The following is a 23,815-nucleotide window of genomic DNA, read 5'->3' on the forward strand; positions in this document are numbered from 1 at the left end:
TGCTGTGATTACAGGGTACGAGCGATTTCCTGAACTTCGAACACTTCCAGGGTGTCGCCAACCTGGATGTCGTTGTAGTTCTTCAGCGACAGGCCGCACTCCAGACCGGCGCGTACTTCTTTCGCGTCGTCCTTGAAGCGTTTCAGGGACTCGATCTCGCCACTCCACACCACGATGTTGTTGCGCAACAGGCGGACCGACGAAGCACGCTTGACGACGCCATCGGTCACCAGGCAACCGGCAATCGCGCCGACTTTCGAGACCAGGATAACCTGGCGGATCTCGACCTGGCCGATGACCGTTTCGCGTTTCTCTGGTGCCAACATGCCCGACAACGCCGAACGGATCTCGTCGATCGCGTCGTAAATGATGTTGTAGTAGCGAATGTCCACGCCGTTCGACTCGGCCAGCTTGCGTGCCTGGGCATCAGCACGGGCGTTAAAGCCGATGATGACCGCTTTCGAGGCAACTGCCAGGTTGACGTCCGATTCCGTGATGCCGCCAACTGCCGCGTGGACCACTTGTACGCGCACTTCGGAGGTCGACAGTTTCTGCAACGAACCCACCAGTGCTTCTTGCGAACCCTGCACGTCGGTTTTGATGATCAGTGGCAAGTTTTTCACTTCGCCTTCGGCCATCTGGTCGAACATGTTTTCCAGTTTCGCAGCTTGCTGCTTGGCCAGTTTCACGTCGCGGAACTTACCTTGACGGAACAGACCAATTTCACGCGCCTTGCGCTCGTCGGCCATCACGACCACTTCTTCACCAGCGACCGGTACTTCGGTCAGGCCCTGGATCTCGACCGGGATCGATGGACCGGCTTCGGCAATCGCCTTGCCGTTTTCGTCCAGCATGGCGCGTACGCGGCCATACGAAGAACCAGCCAGGATCACGTCGCCACGGCGCAAGGTACCCGATTGCACCAGGATCGTTGCGACCGGGCCACGACCCTTGTCCAGACGGGCTTCGACCACCAGGCCACGGGCCGGTGCATCGACAGGCGCCGTCAGTTCCAGTACTTCGGCCTGCAGCAATACTTGTTCCAGCAGATCGTCGATACCCTGGCCCGTTTTGGCCGAGACCGGCACGAATGGCGATTCGCCACCGTATTCTTCCGGCACCACCTGTTCGGCAACCAGTTCCTGCGTCACGCGGTCAACGTTGCCACCCGGTTTGTCGACCTTGTTGATCGCCACCACCAGCGGTACGCCAGCTGCTTTCGCGTGGGCAATCGCTTCTTTCGTTTGCGGCATCACGCCATCGTCGGCGGCAACCACCAGAATCACGATGTCGGTTGCCTTGGCGCCACGTGCACGCATCGCGGTAAACGCTTCGTGACCCGGGGTGTCGAGGAAGGTGATCATGCCGCGAGGCGTATCGACGTGGTAAGCGCCGATATGCTGCGTAATGCCACCAGCTTCGCCCGACGCCACCTTGGCGCGGCGGATGTAGTCCAGCAACGAAGTTTTACCATGGTCGACGTGACCCATGACGGTGACCACCGGTGCGCGCGGCTTGGTTTCGAAGTGCGCGTGTTCGCCCACATCGGCCAGCAGTGCTTCCGGATCGTCCAGTTCGGCGGCAAACGCCTTGTGGCCCATTTCTTCGACCAGAATCATGGCCGTTTCCTGGTCCAGCACCTGATTGATGGTGCACATCTGGCCCAGTTTCATCAAATGCTTGATGACTTCGGAGGCCTTGACCGACATCTTGTGGGCCAGTTCGGCCACCGTGATGGTTTCCGGAACGTGCACATCCTTGACGACGGCTTCGGTCGGCGCCTGGAAATTCGATTCGCGGTCGTCATGGTGCGTCGGGCGACGGCCCTTCGCGCCACCACGCCAGCTGTCACGACCCGATGGGCCGCTGTTGCCGCGTGGCTTGGGACCACCGGTGGTGCCGCGTTTTTTCGCATCATCGGACCAGGTGGACGACACATTGGCCGACTTGATCGATTTCTTGTCTGCCACGGCAGGCTTCTTGTCGCCCGGCTTGTCGCCAGGTTTCTTGTCGGCCGGCTTGTGCAGCGTGCCTTCCGGTGCCTTCGGCTTGACCGGAACCGGGACTGGCTCAGGCGCCTTGATGGCGCGGCGCGGCGCGTTCATCATGGCCTTGATCTGGGCGACCTCGTCCGCCACGGCCTTGCGGGCGCGTTCGGTGGCTTCGGCTTTTTCAGCCGCTTCCTTGGCAGCTTGCGCAACGGCGGCAGCTTTTTTCTTCGCTTCTTCAGCGGCGGCAGCTTTTTTCGCTTCCGCGGCAGCATCGTCGGCGACCGGCGCCGCGGCGCTGGCGGCAGGCGCCGCAGCAGCCTTGGCGGCGGCTTTCTTCGCTTCTGCTTCGGCTTCTTTCTTGGCGGTCAGCTCAGCCTGTTGCGTGGCTTTCGCCTGGGCTTCTTTTTCCGCGTCGAGCTTGGCCAGACGTTCCTGTTTTTCACGCAGATCGGCTTCCTGGCGTGCGATCAGTTCTGCCTGTTTGCGGGCATCTTCTTCGCGGCGCGCCACTTCGGCGGGATCGATTACCGGCGCGGCAGGTGCGACCGGTTCAGGCGTGGCGACCGGCGCCGCTTCGTCGCGCTGGACGAAGGTGCGTTTCTTGCGCACTTCCACCTGGATGGTGCGCGACTTGCCGGTTGCATCGGCTTGCTTGATTTCAGTCGTTTCCTTGCGGGTCACGGTGATTTTTTTCTTTTCTGTGTCAGCCGCTGCGCCATGGGTGCGGCGCAGATGATCCAAAAGCTTGTCCTTATCATCTTTCGACAATGGATCTGACGTCGAACTTTTCTCGACGCCGGCAGAACGCAGCTGCGTCAGCAGCAAATCTGCAGGCATCTTCAGTTCGGTGGCAAATTGGGCTACGTTGTTACTCGCCATTCAGTCCTCTTTTCTATGTGTCGCGGAGATGATAAAGATACTCAAATTAAGCCTTTGCGGATTCAGCCTGACTCCATGCCTTGGCTTGCAGCGCCTTGGCACGATCGTCGTATTTCGAGTCAACCAACTTCATCTCATCGTCGGTCACATCTTTAAATTCACTTGTAATCAGTTCACGCGCACGGTCCGCAGACAAGGCCAGGATTGCGCCAAATTCGTCGTATGCCAGTGCTGCAAATGCTTCAACAGTCTTGATACCAGCCAGACCCAGCTTGCCAGCGGTGACGCGGTCCATGCCTTCCAGACCCACCAAGGCTTCGTCCATGCCTTCCAGACCCTCTTCCGAAGCGATCGCTTCGGTAACCAGCGCATCACGCGCACGGGTACGGAGTTCATTGACGGTATCTTCGTCAAACGATTCGATTTCCAGCATCTCGGAGATCGGCACGTAAGCGATTTCTTCCAGACTGGCGAAACCTTCTTCCACCAGAATGTCTGCAACTTCTTGATCGACATCGAGCTTTTCCATGAACAGGATGCGCACGGCAGCCGTTTCCTGGGCAGCTTTGTCGGCCGATTCTTCGGCCGTCATGATGTTGATCTTCCAACCGGTCAGGTCGGCGGCCAGGCGCACGTTCTGGCCCGAACGGCCGATCGCGATGGCCAGGTTTTCTTCGTCGACGACCACGTCCATCGCGTGTTTTTCTTCGTCGACCATGATCGACGACACGTTCGCCGGCGCCAGGGCGCCGATCACGAACTGCGCCGGATCTTCCGACCACAACACGATATCGACGCGCTCGCCACCGAGTTCACCGGTCACGGCCTGCACGCGCGAACCGCGCATGCCGACGCAGGTACCGATCGGGTCGATGCGCTTGTCGGCCGTGTAGACGGCGATCTTGGCGCGCACGCCGGCATCGCGGGCAGCCGATTTAATTTCCAGCATGCCTTGTTCGATTTCCGGCACTTCCAGCTCGAACAGCTTCATGATGAATTCCGGCGCGGTGCGCGACAGGATCACTTGCGGGCCGCGCATGTTGCGGTCGATACGCAGGATGAAGGCACGCACGCGGTCGCCGATACGCAGATTCTCTTTCGGGATCATCTGGTCGCGTGGCAGGCGTGCTTCGATCTTGCCGGACTCGACGATTGCATCGCCGCGCTCCATGCGCTTGATGGTGCCGGTCACGAGCGAGTCGCCGCGTTCCAGGAAGTCGACCAGGATCTGTTCGCGCTCGGCGTCACGCACGCGCTGCAGGACCACCTGTTTGGTGTCCTGGGCGAAACGGCGGCCGAACTCGACCGACTCAATCGGTTCTTCGATATGGTCATCGACTTCGATATCGGCGATCTGTTCTTTCGCCTCGAAATGCAGGATCTCCTGATCCGGCAATTGCAGGCCGGCTTCATCAGGCACCACGTGCCAGCGGCGGAACGATTCAAATTCGCCCGAATCGCGATCGATCGAAACGCGGATGTCCACTTCACCCTCATATCGTTTCTTCGTGGCTTGCGCCAAAGCGAATTCGAGGGCGCCGAAGACGACATCTTTATCGACGTTTTTTTCGCGCGCCAGCGCGTCTACCAATAATAAAACTTCGCGACTCATGCTTTGCGTCCCTTAAAAACCACCTGCGGCACCAAGCGTGCCTTATCCACATCGGCGAGCGTAAACTCCAACATCGCCGGACCATCCTTACCTTCGAATTCCAACGACAAATTCTCGCCCACGGGTTCTTGCAAGATCCCCTGGAACGATTTCCGGTTGTTCGTACCCGGCATCGCCTCGCGCAGCTTGACGATGATTTCCTGGCCTGCGAAACGGACAAAGTCTTCCAGCTTGCGCACCGGCCGGTCCAGGCCCGGGGAAGAAATCTCGAGGCGTTCGTAAGGAACGTTCTCCACCGTCAACACATGCGATAACTGGTGACTGACCGTGGCACAGTCTTCGACCGTGATCGGACCTTTTTCAGCGGCATCAGCGGCGCTGAAATCAATAAAGACGCGCAGCATTCCGCGCTCGGCACGTTCGACATCAACGAGCTCGTAGCCCAGACCTGTGACTGTCTTTTCAATTAATCCCAACTGCTGCAAGAAATTCTCCAGAAATAAGGCCCGTTTCCGGCATGGCGGCGCCAATCTGGCACCCGGCACATGCAAAAAAACACGCATTCAATCATATATGGCCCCTCGCGGAGCCATTACAAACGGTTCAACAAAAAAAAAATGGGCATCTGCCCATCTTCTTGTATTTCCCCAACCAGATGAAAGCACTCTCTACCGAACAACCCTGCGGAGAACTTTTATTAGGCTGCAGATTATAACCTCTTATTAACTTCGCCGCAATGCCGCACGTGCGCGCAGGCCCGACTTACAACAGTTACAAGAGGCTGCGCAGCCGGGGCCATACCCCGGTTTGCGCTACAAGAAAGGCTCTTCTCAGCCCTTGTTGCTACGGCGGCGCGGCATGCCATCCATGCCGCCGCGCGGCTGGCCACCGGAACGCACCTGGCCAACACCACCGCCGCCACCGCCCGTGCGGCGCGGGCCAGTATTGGCAAAACCAAACGTCGTTTGCAGCGGATCGGGCTGGCGTGGACCGCGCTGCGGTGCACGGCCTTCGCCGCCCGGACGGCCCTGGCCACCCTGGCCGGCCACGCGCGGAGCACGGCCTTGCGGCGCACCTTCGAACGAAGCCGACGAACGCGGCTGGCCGCCCTGGAACGGACCTTGCGGCTGGCCACGGCCAGGACCGCGCGCTTCGCCGGGACGACCCATGCCGCCTGGACGGCCCTGGCCTTGCGGACGGGCGAACTGGCCGGCCGGCTGGCCACGGCGCGGCGCGACCGGGAACGGATCGGCGTTGCGGTTGCTGACGTCGATACGGTTGCCGTTCGGCTCGTCATCGCGTTCCTTGCGGTCGGTCTTGCGGGCTTCGCGGCCCTTGGCGGCGCCAGCGGCACGCGGATCACCGGAGGCCGGCATTTTCTTTTCGATGCCGTAGGCGGCCAGCAGGTCGCGCACGGTGTTTTCATCCATCTCTTCCCAGCGACCGCGCTTCAGGCCGCTTGGCAAGGTCATCGCGCCGTAGCGGGTACGGATCAGGCGCGAAACGGTCAGGCCGATCGCCTCGAACATGCGGCGCACTTCGCGGTTACGGCCTTCGCCGATCACCACGCGGTACCACTTGTTGATGCCTTCGCCGCCGCCATCGGCAATCTTCGAGAACTGCGCCAGGCCGTCTTCGAGTTCGACGCCGGCCAGCAGTTTCTGGCGCATGCCTTCTTCCAGCTCGCCCAGGGTACGCACGGCGTACTCGCGGTCGATGCCGTAGCGCGGGTGCATCAGGCGGTTGGCCAGGTCACCGGAAGTCGTAAACAGCAGCAGGCCTTCGGTATTGAAGTCGAGGCGGCCAACGGCCAGCCATTTGCCAGCCTTCATGGTCGGCAGACGGTCGAACACGGAAGGACGGCCATCCGGGTCGTTGTGGCTGACGATTTCGCCGGCCGGCTTGTGGTAAACCAATACGCGCGGCGGCTTCTTGCTGACGCGGCGCTGGATCAGCTTGCCGTTGATGCGGACGTGGTCCGACGGCAAAATGCGCTGGCCGATATGGGCCGGCTCGCCGTTGACGGACACGCGGCCCGAAATGATCAGGTCTTCCATGTCGCGGCGCGAACCGAGACCGGCTTCGGCCAGCACCTTGTGCAGCTTCGGCGCATCGTCGTCGGAGGTCAGGTCGCGGCGCACGGCGGTTTTCTGCACGCGGCCGGCGCCGCCCTCTTCGCTGTCGAACGCGTCGGAGGTGACGAACGAGAAGATCGCATCGGCTTCATTCAGTTTGCCTGGCGCGGCCTGGCGGCCCTTGCCCTTTTTGCGGCTCTTGCCGGCATTCTTGCCGGTACCCGGCAGATCGTTGCGCGCGCCGCGCGGCTGGCGCACTTGCGGCGCAGCCGAGACCAGATTGCCTTCGGCGTCGAACACGTCGGCGACCGGGGCGGCCGCTTCTGCCGCCGCTTCCTGTGGCGCGGCGTCAGCTTTTTCAGCTTTGTCGGCCTTCTGGCGCGGCGGCTGGCGCAGCGCGCGCTCGGCCTGCACGCCACGCATCTGGCGCGGACCGCGGGTAGTACGGGCTTCTTCGGTTTTTTCCGCGACAGCTGCCGGAGCGGCTTCGGCTTCAACAGCGGCGGCCTTGGCGGCGGCGCGGGCGCGTGGCGGACGCGGCGCCGGTGCGGCAGGCGCCTCGGCAGCGGTATCGGCGACGGCAGCGTCGGCCGGTGCTTTCGGCGCAGCCTTGGCACGCGGCTTTTTCACGGCTGGCGCAGCGTCGGCACTATCGGCGGCTGGCGCAGCAGCGACAGCGGCATCGGCGGCGATATCGGCCTTGGTGCGGCGTTTTGGCTTGGCGGCAACTGGTGCGGCATCTACGGCAGGTGCAGCAGCTGGTGTTGCGGCGGCAGCGGCAGCGGCTTCGATCTGAGCCTTGGTGCGGCGCTTGGGCTTGGCAACGATGGCGTCGTCGCCGGTGGTAACTGTCTCGGGTGTATTCGGATTATTCATTGTTCGTTTCTTGGCTGTGCTGACCTGGCGCAGCGTCAGCCGTTAGTTCTGGCGCAGGGTCGTGAGTATAGGCTTCGTCCGTAGGCGAAACATCGGGGCCGGCATCAGGGCTTGCTGTCACTACTGTCACAGCCGTACTGCTACCTGCACCAAGCGGTACTGCAACGTCATTGGTTGCTTTGTCAAAATTTTCCTGCAGGGCCGCTTCCAGGGCTTCGAGCCCGTTGCCCTGCATTTCGCTGATTTGCTGCAATGGCGGCAACTGGGACAGCGAGCTCAAACCCAGGTCGTCCAAAAACTGTCTGGTGGTGGCCAGCAAGGCCGGCCGGCCGACCACGTCGCGGTAGCCGATCGCATCGACCCAGCCGCGGTCTTCCAGCATCTTGATCGTCTGGGAATTGACGGCCACGCCGCGTATCTCTTCGATATCGCCGCGCGTGACGGGCTGGCGGTAAGCGATGATGGCCAGCGTTTCGAGCGTCGCCCGCGAATACTTGGGCGGCCGCTCGGGGGTCAGGCGATCGAGGTACATCTTCATTTCAGGGCGGCTCTGGAACCGCCAGCCCGACGCCAGGCTGACCACTTCGATGCCGCGCCCTTCCCATTCCTGCCGCAATTCTTCCAGCAACTGCTTGATCGTATCGGCGCCCACGCCGACACCGCGTACGCGGCCATTCTCGTCGGCATCGACAAACAGCTTTTTCAGGCTGTGGATCGTCAGCGACTCACGTGCGCACAGCAACGCGGTTTCGAGGACTTTTTTGGCCTCAATGGTGTTCATAGCAATTCTGTGCGGATGTGTATTGCAATTCGTATGCAGAGAAAGAAATCAAAACGTTCATTTCAACGTAACAGATGGCAGGCATCGCTGACGATGTCATGCTGGGTTACAAGTTGAGGCTGTTTTTCCGACGCCTTGGCCTAAGCGCGCAAAGCGGGAGTCTTGCGGATGCGATGAAAAAATCCTGCGATCCATGGCGCTGGCCTTAAATAACCAGCAATGAAACGATTCTCCGGAGCAGCTGCTCCACCTGTTGCAGCGCTGGGCGCCGGCGGGTGAGACAGTCGTCGTTTCATCCAACGCTGCCAATTGTACCTGATAAAAAGCGGAAAAGCGCAAAACCGGGCAAAACAGCATTTTGCCCGGCGTAAATACTACAGACGGCTTCGCCTCAGGGCGCCGACAGTTTCTCGGCCAGGATGGCGGAGGTGCCCAGGAAGGCCGGGTATTTGGCGGTGATCACGAAAGTGGGCACTTGCGACACATAATTGGCGAAGCGGCCCTTGCGCTCGAAACGGGCGCGGAAGCCGGAACGGTCGAAGCGTGCGCCCAGGCGCGGCACGATGCCGCCGCCGATATAGATGCCGCCCAGCGCCCCCAGGGTCACGGCCACGTTGGCCGCCACGGTACCGAGCATGCAGCAGAAGGTTTCGATCACGTCGTCGCACAGCTGCGATTCGCCAGCCAGCGCGCGGCGCGTGATTTCGGCCGCCGGCAGCTGTTCGTCGGGCACGCCGGCACGGTCGGCCAGCGCGCGGTAGATCAGTTCCAGGCCATCGCCGGAAATGAGGCGCTCGGCCGACACGTGTTCGAATTCGCGCCAGGCAAACTGCAGGATCGCCACTTCCAGTTCATTGAACGGGGCAAAGTTGACATGGCCGCCTTCGCTTTGCAGCGCGATCCAGCCGCCATGCGATGGAATCAGGCCCGAGACGCCCAGGCCCGTGCCGGCACCGATCAGGCCGATTGCCGTGTTCGGCTTGGCCGTGCCGGCGCCCACCTGGTGCTTTTCGCTGCTGGAGAGCATCGGCACGGCGCGCGCCAGCGCCGTGAAATCGTTGACCACGTCCAGCGTCGTGAAACCGCACTCTTCGCGCATGGCGCGGATCGAGAACGACCAGTGATGGTTGGTCATGCTGAGGAAGTCGCCCGACACCGGATTGGCGATGGCGATCACGGCATGGCGCACGGCCTGGCCACCGGCCGCGACGATCTGCGGCAGGGCCAGGTAGGCTTTCAGTGCGGCGGACAGGCTCGGGTAGTCGGCACAGGGCAGCACTTCCACCTGGCCGATCTGGCCGGCGGCCACTTCCAGGGCAAAACGGGCGTTGGTACCGCCGACATCGGCCAGCAGGCGCGGGCCATCGGCGTAGGCGGAATCAGGCAATGCGGGAATAGGTGCGCTCATGATTGTAAGTATAAGTGGGACGCGTGGGACGCCAAGCTTAAAGGATGAATGAGCTTCGAGGCAAGCAAAGTTTGTAGTTTAAGTACATCAAAAGGCGCATTTGTTGGTAGTTCCACTCCAAACAAGGAAACTCCGGCAATAATTACCTCATAGCATCAAAACAAGGTGAGCGCTTGCACTCAGGCTATGCCAGCAAACCATGCTGCACAGCAGCACGCTATGGTGTTATTGCAGGCAGCAAGCCATGTTTCCAGCAAGGCCGCAGACAGACGTGTATCTGCCCGCCCGCATGCCTGGCAACGGACCGTTTGAGACGGTTTTCGTATTATTACTACCGTTTTTCAACGCCAGTTCAGGAAGCCAGGCCTTCGTTCAGCAGGCCGGCCGGCGCCGGTTCGTCGGAGCGGTAGACGGCGTTCCACGCGTCGAGGCCGCCATGCAGCGGCCTGGCGCGGTGGAAGCCGTGCTCATTGAGCAGCTTGGCCACTTGCGCAGCCGTTACATCATTGGGGCAGCTGCAATAGACGATGATATGGCGGTCCTTGTCCAGCCCGATCAGGGCCGGCACCGGTTCCTTGCCATTGAAAAACAGGGCGCCCGGCACGGCGGGTTCCAGCGCCTGCGCGGTGGCGCTGCGCGCGTCGACCATCAGCGGCTCTGCGCCCTGCTCGATCAGGTCGAGCAACTGGCCGATCGTGATGCGTTCGACCTGCAGCGCCTGGCGGAAGCGGCGGCGCTCCAGGTATTTATACAGCAGGAACATGCCGAGCAAGGTCGCCAGGATCAGCAGCGCCGTGCTGCCCATGGTGCTGAGCAGGTCCAGCACGCGCTCGACGCTGGCGTGAAACACCACGCCGACCAGGATGCCGGTGCTACACCACAGCAAGCCGCCGAGTCCTGCATACAGGAAGAAACGAGTGGCCGGCGTGCCCATGGCGCCCGACATCGGCGCGGCGATGGTATTAAAGCCGGGCACGAATTTGGACACGATCAGCGCTTTCGGACCCCAGCGCTTGAACTTGTCTTCGGTCTGGCTGACGCAGTAATCGGGAGACAGGGAAATACGGCACAGCAGGCGCAGGATGCGCTTGCCGAAAAAGCGGCCGGCCTTGAACCAGGTCAGGTCGCTGATCAGGCAGGCGGTCAGGGCCGCCGCCAGCACCAGCGCGCCATTCATGTCGCCATCGACCGACAGCGCGCCCGCCACCACCAGGATGGGAAAGGCGGGAATCGGCAGGCCGAGCTGCTCCACCAGCACGATACCGAAGACGATCAGGATACCGTAATGTTCGAGCAGGAAGATAAGGTTGGGCATGACGCTATCTTACCGCAAAAGCCGCATCAATTTTGCACACCTCTTGGTATGGCACTCAGTAAAGTACGCGTATAAGGATGGACCGGATTGCGGTACAGCTCGTCGGAATCCGCCAGTTCCACCACTTTGCCCTGATGCATCACCATCACCTGGTCGGCAATATATTTCACCACCGACAGATCGTGCGAGATAAAGATATAACTGAGGCCGAATTCATCCTGCAAGTCCTGCAGCAGGTTCAGCACCTGCGCCTGCACCGACACGTCCAGCGCCGACACCGATTCGTCGCACACCAGGATTTCCGGCTGCATGGTCAGGCAGCGCGCAATTGCGATGCGCTGGCGCTGGCCGCCCGAGAACTCGTGCGGATAGCGGTGAAACGCCTGTTCCGGCAAGCCGACCTTGTCCAGCAGCCAGTAGGCCTTGGCGATGCGTTCCTGGTCGTTCGCGCCGATCTTGTGGATGCGCATCGGCTCCAGGAGAATCTGCCCCACCGTAAAGCGCGGATTGAGCGACGCATACGGATTCTGGAAGATGATCTGGATGCGGCGTTTATAGGGCAAATATTCCTTGTTCGGCATGGCGATCAGGTCCTTGCCATGGAACATGGCCGTGCCGCCGGTGGCCTGGTGCAGCCGCAACAGCGTCAATCCCACCGTGGTCTTGCCGGAACCCGATTCGCCTACCACGCCCAGCGTCTTGCCGCGCGGCAGCGTGAACGATACATCCTTGACGGCCTGGAACTCGCGCTTGCCGAACAGGCCTTCGCGCATATAGAAACTCTTGCTCAGATTCTTGACCACCAGCACCGGCTCGTCGCCTGGCGTATAACCGCGCGAGCGTTGTTTGATTTCCACACCGGGGCCGGCCTTGCCTTCCATATAGTCGGCAATCACGGGCAAGCGCCATGGACGCTCGTCCAGCGACGGGCGGCAATGCAGCAGCGCCTTGGTGTAGGCGTCGCTGGGCGCCTCGAATACCTGGCGCACTTCGCCCGTTTCGCGCACTTCGCCGTGGCGCATGACGATCACATGGTCGGCGATCTCGCCCACCAGGCCCAGGTCGTGGGTAATGAACAGCACCGACATCTGGTGTTTCTTCTGCAGCGCGGCGATCAGGTCCATGATCTGCTTCTGGATCGTCACGTCGAGCGCCGTGGTCGGCTCGTCGGCGATCAGCAGTTTCGGTTCGCAGGCGATCGCCATGGCGATCATCACGCGCTGCTGCTGGCCGCCCGACATCTGGCTCGGATACGCATCGATCTTGCTGGCGGGGTCGGGTATGCCAACTTCATCGAGCAATTCGAGCGTGCGCGCCCGCGCCTGCTTGCGGTTCATGCCCATGTGCTGGCGCAGCACTTCGGCGATCTGGAAGCCGACCGTAAACACCGGGTTCAGCGACGACATCGGCTCCTGGAAGATCATCGAGATATCCTTGCCGCACATATTGCGCCGCTCGGCGATCGACAGTTTCAACAGGTCGCGTCCGCCAAAGAAGATGCCCGATTGCGCATCGATGATCGTGTTGTCGGGCGGCAGCAGGCCCATCACGGCCAGCGAGCTGACCGACTTGCCGCTGCCCGATTCGCCCACCAGCGCCACCGTGCTGTTGCGCGGCACGTTGAACGAGATGCCCTTGACGGCTTCGAACGTGGTCTTCTTGTCGAGACGGAAGGTGACGCGCAGGTCGCGCACTTCCAACAGGTTATTCTGGTCCATGGGCACTCCTATTTCACTTTGGGGTCGAGCGCATCGCGCAAGGCATCGGTAAACAGCGAGAACGCCGTTACCAGCACGGCCATCGCCGCGGCGGCGGCGGTCAGCTGCCACCATTTGCCCAGGATCAGTTCGTTCTGTGCTTCGTTCAGCATGCTGCCCCACGAAACGGTGCCGACCGGCACGCCAAAGCCGAGGAAACTCAAAATCACTTCAGCCTTGATGAAGCCGACCACCAGGATCGACATCTGCACCAGCGCCACGTGGCTGACGTTGGGGAAGATATGCGAGAACATCTTGCGCCAGTGCGAGGCGCCGATCGCATCGGCCGCCATCACGTATTCGCGCGCCTTGTGCTTGATGTATTCGGCGCGGATCAGGCGGTACGGCCCGGTCCAGCCCGTCAGGCCCAGGATCAGCACGATGGTCAGCACGCCCTTCTGTTGCAAGACGGCGGCCACCGTCAGTATCATCAGGATCGACGGAATCGAGGTGAAGATGCTGTAGAACCAGTTGAAGAAATCGTCGACCAGGCCGCCAAAGTAGCCGGAGACGGCGCCAAAGATAGTGCCCAGCACGACCGCCAGCAAGGCCGCCACCAGGCCCACCACGATCGAGGTCTCGCCGCCCTTGATGGTTTTCTGCAGCACGTCGTGGCCCCACTTGTCGGCGCCAAACGGCAGGGTCGCCGCCTTGTGGGCGATGACTTTTTTCGTTTTACCCATCGTGCCGCGCAAGGCCGTGATGTCGTCGGCCAGCGGGTCCGTCACGCCGTACATCTCGACGCCGGCCGAGGGGTTGCTCCCCATCTGGGCGCGCAGTTCGGCAATATCGTCGGCCAGAGGATCGAGCACGTTGACCGGTGTCGGCAGGCTGCGCTCGTCGGCCACGGGTATCGCGCCGTCAACCCCGGCCACCACCGGATCAGCGCCGGCAAAGGTCGGCGGCGCATAGCTGACCGCCACTTCATCTTCCCAGTTCGCGCCCACCAGGCCGCTGGCGGAAGCGAGCACCAGCAGGAAAAACGCGCCGACCACGGCCAGCGATACCATTGCAATTTTGTCGCCGCGCAAACGGCGCCACGCCAGGGCCCACAGGCCGGGCGATGTATGAGGTTTCGACATCGTCACTTTCTACTTCAGTTGGACACGGGGATCGACCGCCTGGTACATCAGGTCGGTGAGCAGGTTGAAGAGCATGGTGGCGGCGGCAACGTACACGGTGATCGCCTTGATCACCGGGAAGTCGCTGCGTTCGACGGCCAGGATCACTTCACGCCCGATGCCGGGGATGCCGAAAAAGCGTTCCAGCAGGAAAGCGCCGATCAAGAGCGCCGGCAGGTTCGACATCACATAGGTAATGATGGGAATGGCGGCGTTGCGCAGCACATGGACCCACATGATGCGCCCTTCCTTGAGGCCCTTGGCGCGCGCCGTGCGCACATAGTCCTGGTTCGCTTCGTCGAGCACGAAGGTGCGGAACAGGCGCAGCGTCGGCGCGATCGACACGGCCAGGCCGATCAAAATTGGCAAGGTCGAATAGCGCAGCAGGTTTTCCCAGAAGCTGTCGCCCCAGCCCTGTACCGGGAACAGGCCCAGCTTGTAGGCGAAACCGTACTGGAACACGATGATGTAGACCAGGATGGAGATCGACATGCCGACCGTGCAGGCGATCATCACGGCGCGGTCGGTCAGCGAGCCGCGCACAAACGCGATCGCCAGCGCCAGCGCTACGCCAAAAAACGTTTCCAGCACGGTCAGCGGAATCAGCACCATCATCGACGGGCCCAGGCGCGAAGTGATGATATGCGAGACGGTCTCGCCGGTGGCCCAGCTCTGGCCGAAATCGAACGTGACGATCTGCTTGATGAAGATCCACAGCTGCACATAGTAGGGCTGGTCGACGCCCAGCTGGCGGCGGATATTGGCGATGCTCTCGGCGCTCGACATCTTGCCGGCCAGGATATACGCCGGGTCGCCGCCGACCCAGTTGAACAATATAAACACCAGCAGCACCACGCCCAGCATGGTCGGCAGCATCTGCCACAGGCGGCGCAGGATATAAGCAAACATAATGATTCCTTGTTGTTATAAGCCGCGCTTATTTGGCCGCGGCAGCAGCGGGAGCTACTGGCGCGCTGTTGCTGTCGATATCCATATACGCCCATTCCTGGAACAGGATCGGATGCTTCTTGTAGCCGAGCACGGTTTTCTGCGCCAGCATGTTGCGGTAGCGCGCGTAACCGATCAGGGCACCCGCATTGACTTCCAGGCGGCGCGCCATTTTATGGTACAGCTCGTCGCGCTCGGGGCTGGCCGGCATGGCCTGGCTGGCCGCATACCATTTGTCGTAGTCCGGGTCCTGGTAGCAGCCATTGTTGTTCTGGTGCGTGTTCGGGCCGTAGAACAGCTGCATGAAGTTGTCGCCGTCCGGATAGTCGGCCAGCCACGGCGCAGTGCGCGTCTGCATCTTGCACTGCTTTTCCGTCTTCAAGATATCGGAAAAGATCATGCGGTCGTTTTCCATGCGGATGCCCAGCGAGTTGTAGGTCTTGCGCCACATCTCGGCCTGCAGCACGCCGTTGGCTTCATTGCGCGAAGCATAGCGGATCACCAGCGGTTTGCCGTCCGGCAAGGTACGCCAGCCATCGGCGCCCTTTTTGTAGCCGAACTTGTCGAGCAGCTTGTTGGCCAGCACGGGATCGTATTGCAGCAGGCTTTTATAGTGCGGATCGTAGCCGACCACGCCCGGCGGGATCGGGTAGTCGAGGCGCTTGGCCTGGCCGTTCCAGATAATGCGGATTTCTTCGTCGATATTGTGTGCCATGGCAATCGCGCGGCGCAGCGCGATCTTTTCCTTGCTGAAGCCGCCCAGCACCGGGTCTTCCATATTCCAGTAGTAATAGCTGATCTCCGGATCGAGCAGGCGCGACAGCTGCACGCCCTTCTCGGCCAGTTCGGGACGCAGCTTTCCGTTCAGCATGGCCTTCGGCGCCAGCGGGCCGTCGAGCCAGAACACGTCGGTGCCGCCGCTCTGGAACGACAGCCAGCGCGACTGGTCTTCGATCATCACGGTCACTTCGATGCGGTCGATGGCAGGAATCGACTTGCCCTGCATCTGGCGCACGATGCGCTGGTCGTCCGGATCGTCGCCGGCCAGGAAATTCCAGGTTTCCGGCAGATGCTGCGGATTCTTGTTGAGGACGATACGGTTGCCGCGCGTCCATTCGCCGAGCGTGTAATAGCCGGTGCCGACCGGGTTCGAGCCGACCTCGCCTTTCACGTCGCCATACTTTTCCACCACTTCGCGCGCCACGGCCGCGGTCGGCACATAGGCCAGGATCATCGGAAAATTGAAATCGGTCTTGGTCAGCGTGATGCGCAGCGTGTACGGATCGAGGATTTCCAGGCCTGCCACTTTTTTGTTGTAATCGAGCTTGTTCGACTTGGCGGCTTCTTTCGCCAGCTCGTCCAGGCCGACCACCTTGCCTTCGAACAGCCAGCTGTGCGGCGAGGCCAGGCGCGGATCGAACAGGCGCTTCCACGAGTACACATAGTCGGCCATCGTCAGTTCGCGGCGCTTGCCGCCGAACGCGGCATCGGGCGTGTACAAGATGCCTTTTTTCAGGCGGATGGTATAGGTCTTGCCGTCGCTCGACACTTCCGGCATGGCGGCCGCTGCCGCCGGCACCACCTTGACCGGACGCGCCAGGTAGTCGTAGGTATACAGGGTGTCGAACACGGCTTGCGTGATGTGGTTCGAATACAGATCGCGCGCGGTGGCCGGATCGAAACCCGTTTCGGCGGCCGGCAGGATGTAGCGCAGCGTTTTGACCGGCTTGGCGGCAGGGGCGTCGGCAGTGGCCAGCAGCGGCGAGCAACCCAGCAAGGCGAGCAGCGCCAAACGCCGCATCCAAGGTGACTTCATGTAATACCCTTCATGTCTGTCGCACCGTATTGGTGCGTTTGTACTGGCCCAGCCTGGGATACAGGATGCAGCCGCCAAAACTTCTCCACTTACGCAAGATCTGTGCCTTGTTTTGCCTCCGCGCAGCCGACGAATTTGCCTGCCGGAAAACGCGTAACGATAACGCATATTGCGCCGGCCAGGCAAAAAGCCGTAGCGGCGTCACCAGCGACGCGGATCGGCAGGGCGGCATTTGTTAAATATGCGGCAGTGCAACAAAGTAAAGCGGACTCTTCATTATTAGTTATTGGTAAAAACTCTTACATGCAAGAATGAAAAGAATTTTTGATATGGATGGAAACCCCTGCATCGCGCTGCAACATTCCCCTAATTGCAATAAAAAAAACCGAAAAATAATCGTGCCGGCCTGTTGTTTCCGTGACGAATAGTCCGTGTGCCGCGTTGACGCGCTGCTTGCCGAGTGGTCTGATCGTGTCTTGCATGCCGCCTTGAAAATGCCATGCATGACAGGATTGCCGACGCAGCAGTCAGGGTTCATCACAAACAATCTGGCCGTACACCGGCCAGGCAAAGCCACTTTCGGAGAGTTGATAATGATGATGGAAAAAGTGATGTCCCGTTCGGTACGACGAATGTTTTCGGGCAGCATGGCCGCAGTCAGCCTGGGCCTGATGGCAGTCCCGGCAATGGCACAGGACGCCAGTGTGCAGCGGGTGGAAATTACCGGTTCGAGCATCAAGCGCGCGACGGCAGAGACCGCCTCGCCGGTGCAGGTAATCGGCCGCGATTAACTGCTGCGATCAGGCAAGGCCACCGTTGCCGAATACCTGCAAACCCTGACTGCCGATGGCGCCGGCTCGCTGCCTACCGGTTTCGGCAATGGTTTTGCTGCAGGCTCGACGGCGATTTCGCTGCGCGGCCTGGGCGCTACCTCGACGCTGGTGCTGCTGAACGGACGCCGCATGGCGCCGTTCGCGCGTGCCGATGATGGCCAGAAAAGCTTTACTGACCTGTCCACCGTTCCCATGCAGATCGTCGAACGGATCGAGATTCTGAAAGACGGCGCCTCCTCGACCTATGGCGCCGACGCCATCGCCGGCGTGGTCAACATCATCCTGCGCAAGGATTTCCAGGGCGTCGCCCTGAAAGCCGATGCCGGCACTTCCGGCGATCACGATGGCAACCAGCAGCGTGCCTCGATGACCTTCGGCAAGGGCGACCTGGAAAACGACAAATACAACTTCGTCTTCAATGCCGAATACAGCAAGTCGGCCATGCTGATGAACCGCGACCGCGCCGACCGCAAGTGGATCGGCCAGGCCGACCTGCGCGAATACGGCTATCCGATCGGCACGCAGTTTGCTGGCGGCTACATCAATGGCACCAACGATGTGAGTCCGGCTCCGACCGGCCTGATCCGCGATCCGAACACGCTCAATTATGTGTCGCTGCCCGGCTGCGCCTCGCTGTCGGCCTCCTCGCCGCAGGACCCCAAAGGCGGCTGCCTGTCGCACCACGACCAGTTCCGTTCGATGCAGCCGAAGATCGAATCGATCAACCTGTACACGCGCGGCACCTGGCAAGTCAATTCCGATACCCAGGTGTATGCGGAAGCGGGCTACTCGAAACGCGACACCGCATTTACGCTGATTCCGCCCTCGATCACGCCGACCATCGCCTTTCCGCCCAACGCCAGCAATCCGAACGGCGTGATCAACTACGGCTCGGGCGCCGGCACCACCATCGTGCTGGCCGCCAACCATCCGCAAAATCCGTACGGCGTGCCGGTGCGCGTGCGCTACCAGGCCTTCGATGTCGGCGCGAGCACGCGCACGGCCAACAACGAATTCAACCGCATCGTGCTCGGCGTCAAAGGCACGGCGGCAGGCTGGGACTACGACGCCGGCTATACGCACTCGGAATCGAAGCTGCACCTCGACTACAGCAACATGCTGAACATGGCGGTCGTGAAGGACGCGCTGGGCAATCCGAACAGCCCGTATTTCCCGTACTACATCGGCGCGCAGGCGGGCCGCAATCCCGCCTCGCTGTACGCCGCGATGGTGACCAATGCCACCTCGGACTCGACCACCAAGCTCGACATCATCGACTTCAAGGCCACGCGCGAGCTGATGCAGCTGCCGGGCGGCGCCATGGGGCTGGCGGTGGGCGCCGAACACCGCCGCGACAAGCTGGACAATCCATCGCTGTCGGGCACCGAAACGGGCCAGATCAACTCCAGCTATGTTGCCGCCAAGGGCGACAGCAAGGTCTCGGCCGTGTACCTGGAAGTACTGGCACCGGTAATCAAGACCGTGGAACTGTCGGGCGCCGTGCGTTACGACAAATATGACCATTTCTCGTCGACCACGCCAAAACTGGGCGCCAAGTGGACGCCGCTCAAGACCTTCGCCTTGCGCGGCACTTACTCGGAAGGCTTCCGTGCGCCGGGTCCTGCCGAAAGCAATGCCGACTCGCAATCGACCGGCACCTCGACCGTGCGCGATCCGATTCGCTGCCCGAACGGCACTCCGCTGCCAGGCGCGACCTCGACCGATTGCGCCGCTTCCGTGGCGGCCGTCAAGATCGGCGACCCTAACCTGAAACCGGAACAATCGAAGGGCTACACCCTGGGCCTGGTCTGGGATCCGTTCGATGGCACCAGCCTGTCGCTGGACGGCTGGAAGATCAAGCGTGAAAACGAGATCAACCCGCTGCCGTACAACCAGGCCGCCGCCCTGCCGACCGCCATCCGCGCCGACAACAACCTGACCATCAACGGTGCGGTCGTGCCGGGCACGGGTACCCTGTTGATCACCAAGGCGCCGTACCGCAATTCCAGCTTCACGGAAATCAAGGGCGTCGACCTCGACATCAAGCAGCGCGTGCGCCTCGGCGACTACGGCCGCGCCATGTTCGGCCTGACCTGGACCCACGTTGCCTCGTGGGTGCGCGCCGAGTCGGACACGGTACGCTATCAGTATGCCGGCACGCATGGCAACTGCGACACGTCGAACTGCGCCGGCACGCCGAAGAACAAGATCAACCTGACCGGTTCGTGGGACATCGGCAACTGGAATCTCAGTGGCGTCGTCAACTACCGTTCGGACATGAAAAACGTCCTGTTCGCCGGCGACCTGTGCGCCTCGCACCTGGCCAGCGGCGCCGATGCACCGAATGGCTGCAAACTGGCCTCGTTCACCACGCTGGACCTGTCGACACGCTGGAACGTCAGCAAGCACGTGCAGCTGTACGCGTCGATCAACAATGTGACCGACAAGGTCGCGCCGCTCGATCCGCTGACCTATGGCGGCATGAGCTATAACCCGATGGACGCCAGCGGCGCCATCGGCCGCTACTTCAAGCTTGGCGCCAGCTACACCTTCAACTAAGCTGGTCACAGCCGTAATGTAGCCTGCAAGGCGGTGAGCAATCACCGCCTTTTTTTATGCCGGTGTGGCTGCGCAGATACAGGTATCCGCCAGCAAGCCCTGCGTAAAGTTGCATGTTGCGTTAGCGCAAATCCTCCTGTTGTCGCGGCTGTCAAAGTCGGTTCTGGGCCATCCGGCCGACAACCCGCAACAGGAGAGCCGCATGACATGCAAGACCATCCCCTCGCCATCCTTACGCCTGCTCTGCACCGCCATGCTGGCCGCCACCAGCCAGGCTGCGCTGGCGCAAACCGCCGATGACACGGCAACGCCCGCCATGCAGCGCGTGGAAGTGACGGGTTCCTCGATCAAGCGGCTGGTGTCGGAAACGGCCACGCCGCTGTCCATCTTCAAGGCCGAGGAATTTGCCAAGCAAGGATTGAGCACGGCGCAGGAAGTGCTGAGCAAGATACCGTCGAATGCATCGAGCATGGGCAGCGGCAACGCCGTCGGCGGCAATACCAGCGGCCTGCCCACGGGCGGCCAGGCCAGTGCCGACCTGCGCGGCCTGGGCGGCGACAAGACGCTGGTGCTGCTCAATGGCCGGCGCATCGCCAATCATCCGTATGACGGCGCCAGCGTCGACCTGAACATCATCCCGATTGCCGCACTGGAACGGGTGGAAGTGCTGCGCGACGGCGCCTCGGCCATCTACGGCACCGACGCCATCGGCGGCGTGATCAACTTCATTACCAAACGCTCCGTCAACACCACCACCATCACGGCCGAGGCCATCGCGCCCGAACACCGGGGCGCGGACGAACACCGCGTCAATCTGTCGAGCGGCACCGGGCAGCTCGACACCGATGGCTACAATCTGTTCGGCGTACTCGACTATCACAAGCAGAAGGTACTCACTTCCCAGGACCGCGCCTTTTCCAGCACCGGCATCATTCCCGGGCGCGGCCTGTCGATCACCAGCGGCACCACGTTCCCCGGCAATTATTTCGATGCGGCCGCCAACGGCGGCGCCGGCCTGGCCGGCAACCCCTACGCGGCCAGCGGCTGCCTGCCGCCGCTGTCGGTGGCCGCCGCCAATGGCACCTGCCGCCAGGATTACACGCGCCAGATCGACGACCTGCCGGCGCAGCAGCAGCTCGCCTTCTTCGGCAAGGGCGCCTTCAAGCTCGGCGGCGGCCACCTGGCCACGCTGGAATATCTGCATTCGGATAACAAGGTCAAGGCGCGCACGGCGCCGCCGCCGCAAACGGGACTGATCCTGCCCGGCAGCAGCCCGTACTACCCGGGCAATGCGGGCGGCGTGCCGGCCCAGCCGGGACTGTCGGGCCAGCCGCTGAGCGTCAACTGGCGCCCGGTGGAAGCGGGCCAGCGCCAGATCGACTCGCGCGGCAAGGCCGACCGCCTGGTGCTGGCGCTCGAAGGCGAGCTGGCCGGATGGGATTACCAGGGCGCGCTGTCGCGCGCCATCAGCAAATCGTCGGAAGACTTTACCGGCGGCTATGTGCAGGATGCGTCGTTTGCCGCCGGCGTGCTCAACGGCATCCTGAACCCGTTCGGCGAACAGGATGCGGCCGGCAAGGCCTATCTGGCCAGCACCGCCCTGCGCGGCGAAGTGCAGAACGCCAAGGTCACCACCACCGGCTTCGATTTCAAGGGCAGCCGGGAGCTGGCGCAACTGGCCGGCGGGCCACTGGCGCTGGCGCTGGGCATGGAGCTGCGGCGTGAAAAGGCCGCATTCAATGTCAACCGCGATATCGCCGGCCAGGCCGCCAGTTCGGGCCTGTCCGGTTCGCTCTCAAAAGCCGGCTCGCGCGATATCGAAGCCGTATTTGGCGAACTGAACCTGCCACTGGTGAAGAACCTGGAAGTGCAGCTGGCAGCCCGCTTCGACCACTACAGCGACGCCGGCAGCACCACCAATCCGAAGGTCGGCCTGCGCTACCAGGCCAGCGACCGGCTGGTACTGCGCGGTTCGGCCAGCACCGGCTTTCGCGCGCCGACGCTGTTTGAAAAAAATGCGCCGCCCTCGCGCAACGATACCAACGACAGCTATGACGATCCGATCCTGTGCCCGGGCGGCGTACCCCAGCCTGGCGCCAATCCGCTGCGCGATTGCGACCTGCAGCAGTACAAGCTGCAAGGCGGCAATGAAAACCTGCGTCCGGAAAAATCGAAGACTTTTGCCTTCGGCGTGGTGCTCGAACCCGTGCAGGACGTCACCCTCGCCGTCGACTACTGGAACATCCACCTGAAAGACAAGATTGCCTCGCTGCCCGAGCAATCGATCTTCGGCAACTACGAAAAATACAAGGCGCTGTTCCTGCGCAACCCGGACGGCTCGCCATACGCCATCCTCGACCTGAACGACAACCTGGGCAAGGTGAAAACGGATGGCGTCGATGTCAGCCTCAATGCCCGACTGTGGCGCGGCGGCGGGTATGGCGACCTCAGCCTGGCAGTGGACGGCACCTGGACCCACCAATACGATTACCAGAACGAACGCGACGGGCAATTCATCCATAACGTGGGGCGCTATGCGGACAACAATCCGGTGTTTCGCTGGAAGCATACGGCGTCCCTCAACTGGCGCCTGGGGGCGTGGGGCGCCACCCTGTCACAGGCGTTCAAGTCCGGCTATACGGACCAGAACAGCGTCGAGGAACAGTTCCGTCACGAGGTGCCATCGTACAGCCTGTTGAACCTGTCGGCCAGCTATACGCGGCAAGGCTGGCTGCTGACGGCCGGCGTGAAAAACCTGCTGGACCGCGAACCGCCGTTTTCAAATCAGGGCACGCTGTTCCAGAAAGGCTATGACCCGCGCTATACGGATCCGGTCGGCCGGGCGTGGTATCTGCGCGGCAGCTATACATTTTAAGAAGGGAAAACAGCGGAAACACAGGCAGGACCAGCGGGGAGCAATGACGGCGCCAGCAGCGATGCTGTGCGCCGTTTTATTTTACGCGCCTTCGCGCGGCTGGCAAGAGCGCGCGTTATTTTATTACTGAAGCAATGTAAATCTAACAAAATAATGTTGCATTCTGTCCAAAATTACGACACGAAATTGACAATTTACTGTGTGAATGTTTTGATGGCGGGCCTGAAAATATTCCGAATTTTCATTGGCCAATTTGGATAGCAGCAAATTAATTATCATAAGGCAACAAGTTATCTCCAGATAATTGCCGTGTCTATTACAAGAACAAGGAATTTCAAACCATGGTCGAAAATGTCATCGCGCGTTCGTTGCGCGTCATGTTTGCCGGTAGTCTTGCCCTCGGCATGCATGCTGCGTATGCGCAAGAAACAACAGAAGCACCGATGCAGCGCGTGGAAGTGACGGGCTCGAGTATCAAACGCATCGCGTCCGAAGCGTCGCTGCCGGTGCAGTCGTTCAATCAGAAAGACATCAAGAAATCCGGCGTGACCACTGTCACCGATTTCATCCAGCAGATCCCGGCCATGCAGGGCTTTTCCGTGGCGGCCGATTCGGTCGGCGGCGGTGGCGGTGGCGTGACCACGGCCTCGCTGCACGATATCGGTGCTGCCTACACCCTGGTGCTGTTGAACGGCCGCCGCCTGGCGCCGTCCAACTCGGGCACCACCATCGACCTGAATTCGATTCCACTGGCCGCCATCGAACGCGTCGAAGTGCTGACCGACGGCGCCTCGGCCCTGTACGGTGCCGACGCGATTGCCGGCGTAATCAACTTCATCCTGAAAAAAGGCGCAGCGCCACTGGAACTGAACGCCAAGTACTCGCGTCCGGAAGAAAAAGGCGGCGCCAGCAACTCGTTCTCGATCAGCAAGGGCTTTGGCGATATCGAAGACGATGGCTACAGCATTT

15 protein-coding genes are annotated in these 23,815 nt (G+C 61.4%); 4 read left to right on the forward strand and 11 right to left on the reverse strand.

The features are described 5' to 3' along the window. Positions 1-8: 8 nt before the first annotated feature. The 11 genes from infB to RTQ46_RS05065 form a co-directional block, all read right to left on the reverse strand. Positions 9-2,870 carry a translation initiation factor IF-2 gene (infB, locus tag RTQ46_RS05015; RefSeq protein WP_312434989.1) on the reverse strand — a complete coding sequence of 954 codons (2,862 nt, stop codon included), beginning with the start codon at positions 2,868-2,870 and terminating at the stop codon, positions 9-11. A 46-nt stretch (positions 2,871-2,916) separates the two neighbouring features. Further along, positions 2,917-4,482, reverse strand: a complete 1,566-nt coding sequence (gene nusA / locus RTQ46_RS05020) for a transcription termination factor NusA (RefSeq protein ID WP_312434990.1) — start codon at positions 4,480-4,482, stop codon at positions 2,917-2,919. Then, positions 4,479-4,967, reverse strand: coding sequence for a ribosome maturation factor RimP (gene rimP, locus RTQ46_RS05025; RefSeq protein WP_065307322.1), 489 nt, complete (start codon positions 4,965-4,967; stop codon positions 4,479-4,481). The genes nusA and rimP overlap by 4 nt, the downstream gene beginning before the upstream one ends. 345 nt (positions 4,968-5,312) lie before the next feature. Continuing rightward, positions 5,313-7,433 carry a 23S rRNA pseudouridine(2605) synthase RluB gene (gene rluB, locus RTQ46_RS05030; RefSeq protein ID WP_312434992.1) on the reverse strand — a complete coding sequence of 707 codons (2,121 nt, stop codon included), beginning with the start codon at positions 7,431-7,433 and terminating at the stop codon, positions 5,313-5,315. Beyond that, a complete protein-coding gene (gene scpB, locus RTQ46_RS05035) occupies positions 7,426-8,214 on the reverse strand; it encodes an SMC-Scp complex subunit ScpB (RefSeq protein ID WP_312434994.1) in 789 nt (262 codons plus the stop codon). The genes rluB and scpB overlap by 8 nt, the downstream gene beginning before the upstream one ends. 391 nt (positions 8,215-8,605) lie before the next feature. Then, positions 8,606-9,622, reverse strand: coding sequence for a glucokinase (locus RTQ46_RS05040; protein ID WP_312434995.1), 1,017 nt, complete (start codon positions 9,620-9,622; stop codon positions 8,606-8,608). 352 nt (positions 9,623-9,974) lie between these two features. Continuing rightward, complete coding sequence (locus tag RTQ46_RS05045) at positions 9,975-10,937, reverse strand: VTT domain-containing protein (protein WP_312434997.1); 963 nt, start codon at positions 10,935-10,937, stop codon at positions 9,975-9,977. A gap of 26 nt (positions 10,938-10,963) precedes the next feature. Further along, on the reverse strand, positions 10,964-12,655 hold the full coding sequence (locus RTQ46_RS05050) for an ABC transporter ATP-binding protein (protein ID WP_312434998.1): 1,692 nt from the start codon (positions 12,653-12,655) through the stop codon (positions 10,964-10,966). Positions 12,656-12,663: 8 nt separating this feature from the next. Continuing rightward, the gene (locus RTQ46_RS05055; protein ID WP_312435000.1) at positions 12,664-13,776 is read right to left on the reverse strand and encodes an ABC transporter permease; all 1,113 of its coding nucleotides are present in this window, start codon (positions 13,774-13,776) and stop codon (positions 12,664-12,666) included. Positions 13,777-13,785: 9 nt separating this feature from the next. Next, on the reverse strand, positions 13,786-14,724 hold the full coding sequence (locus RTQ46_RS05060) for an ABC transporter permease (RefSeq protein ID WP_094445700.1): 939 nt from the start codon (positions 14,722-14,724) through the stop codon (positions 13,786-13,788). 28 nt (positions 14,725-14,752) lie between these two features. Then, positions 14,753-16,579: an ABC transporter substrate-binding protein gene (locus tag RTQ46_RS05065; protein ID WP_312435003.1), complete on the reverse strand. Its 1,827-nt coding sequence runs from the start codon at positions 16,577-16,579 to the stop codon at positions 14,753-14,755. 431 nt (positions 16,580-17,010) lie between these two features. Here RTQ46_RS05065 and RTQ46_RS05070 point away from each other — a divergent pair, with 431 nt between their 5' ends. The 4 genes from RTQ46_RS05070 to RTQ46_RS05085 all read left to right on the forward strand — a co-directional run. Further along, positions 17,011-17,370: a hypothetical protein gene (locus tag RTQ46_RS05070; RefSeq protein WP_312435005.1), complete on the forward strand. Its 360-nt coding sequence runs from the start codon at positions 17,011-17,013 to the stop codon at positions 17,368-17,370. A 3-nt stretch (positions 17,371-17,373) separates the two neighbouring features. Further along, positions 17,374-19,971, forward strand: coding sequence for a TonB-dependent receptor (locus RTQ46_RS05075; RefSeq protein ID WP_312435017.1), 2,598 nt, complete (start codon positions 17,374-17,376; stop codon positions 19,969-19,971). A 202-nt stretch (positions 19,972-20,173) separates the two neighbouring features. Further along, complete coding sequence (locus RTQ46_RS05080; RefSeq protein WP_312435006.1) at positions 20,174-22,846, forward strand: TonB-dependent receptor; 2,673 nt, start codon at positions 20,174-20,176, stop codon at positions 22,844-22,846. 341 nt (positions 22,847-23,187) lie between these two features. Beyond that, positions 23,188-23,815: TonB-dependent receptor plug domain-containing protein (locus RTQ46_RS05085; protein WP_312435007.1), on the forward strand; the 628-nt coding region annotated here is incomplete at its 3' end.

It is taken from the genome of Janthinobacterium sp. (assembly GCF_031995485.1).
In the GTDB taxonomy this organism is placed as follows: Bacteria; Pseudomonadota; Gammaproteobacteria; order Burkholderiales; family Burkholderiaceae_D; genus Janthinobacterium.

Excerpts from the sequence above, each read along its gene's own strand:
- RTQ46_RS05080 (WP_312435006.1), top strand. The coding sequence starts at position 20,174 with ATGACATGCAAGACCATCCCCTCGCCATCCTTACGCCTGCTCTGCACC.
- RTQ46_RS05045 (WP_312434997.1), bottom strand. The coding sequence starts at position 10,937 with ATGCCCAACCTTATCTTCCTGCTCGAACATTACGGTATCCTGATCGTC.
- scpB (WP_312434994.1), bottom strand. The coding sequence starts at position 8,214 with ATGAACACCATTGAGGCCAAAAAAGTCCTCGAAACCGCGTTGCTGTGC.
- nusA (WP_312434990.1), bottom strand. The coding sequence starts at position 4,482 with ATGAGTCGCGAAGTTTTATTATTGGTAGACGCGCTGGCGCGCGAAAAA.
- infB (WP_312434989.1), bottom strand. The coding sequence starts at position 2,870 with ATGGCGAGTAACAACGTAGCCCAATTTGCCACCGAACTGAAGATGCCT.
- RTQ46_RS05055 (WP_312435000.1), bottom strand. The coding sequence starts at position 13,776 with ATGTCGAAACCTCATACATCGCCCGGCCTGTGGGCCCTGGCGTGGCGC.
- RTQ46_RS05060 (WP_094445700.1), bottom strand. The coding sequence starts at position 14,724 with ATGTTTGCTTATATCCTGCGCCGCCTGTGGCAGATGCTGCCGACCATG.
- RTQ46_RS05065 (WP_312435003.1), bottom strand. The coding sequence starts at position 16,579 with ATGAAGTCACCTTGGATGCGGCGTTTGGCGCTGCTCGCCTTGCTGGGT.
- rluB (WP_312434992.1), bottom strand. The coding sequence starts at position 7,433 with ATGAATAATCCGAATACACCCGAGACAGTTACCACCGGCGACGACGCC.
- RTQ46_RS05040 (WP_312434995.1), bottom strand. The coding sequence starts at position 9,622 with ATGAGCGCACCTATTCCCGCATTGCCTGATTCCGCCTACGCCGATGGC.
- RTQ46_RS05050 (WP_312434998.1), bottom strand. The coding sequence starts at position 12,655 with ATGGACCAGAATAACCTGTTGGAAGTGCGCGACCTGCGCGTCACCTTC.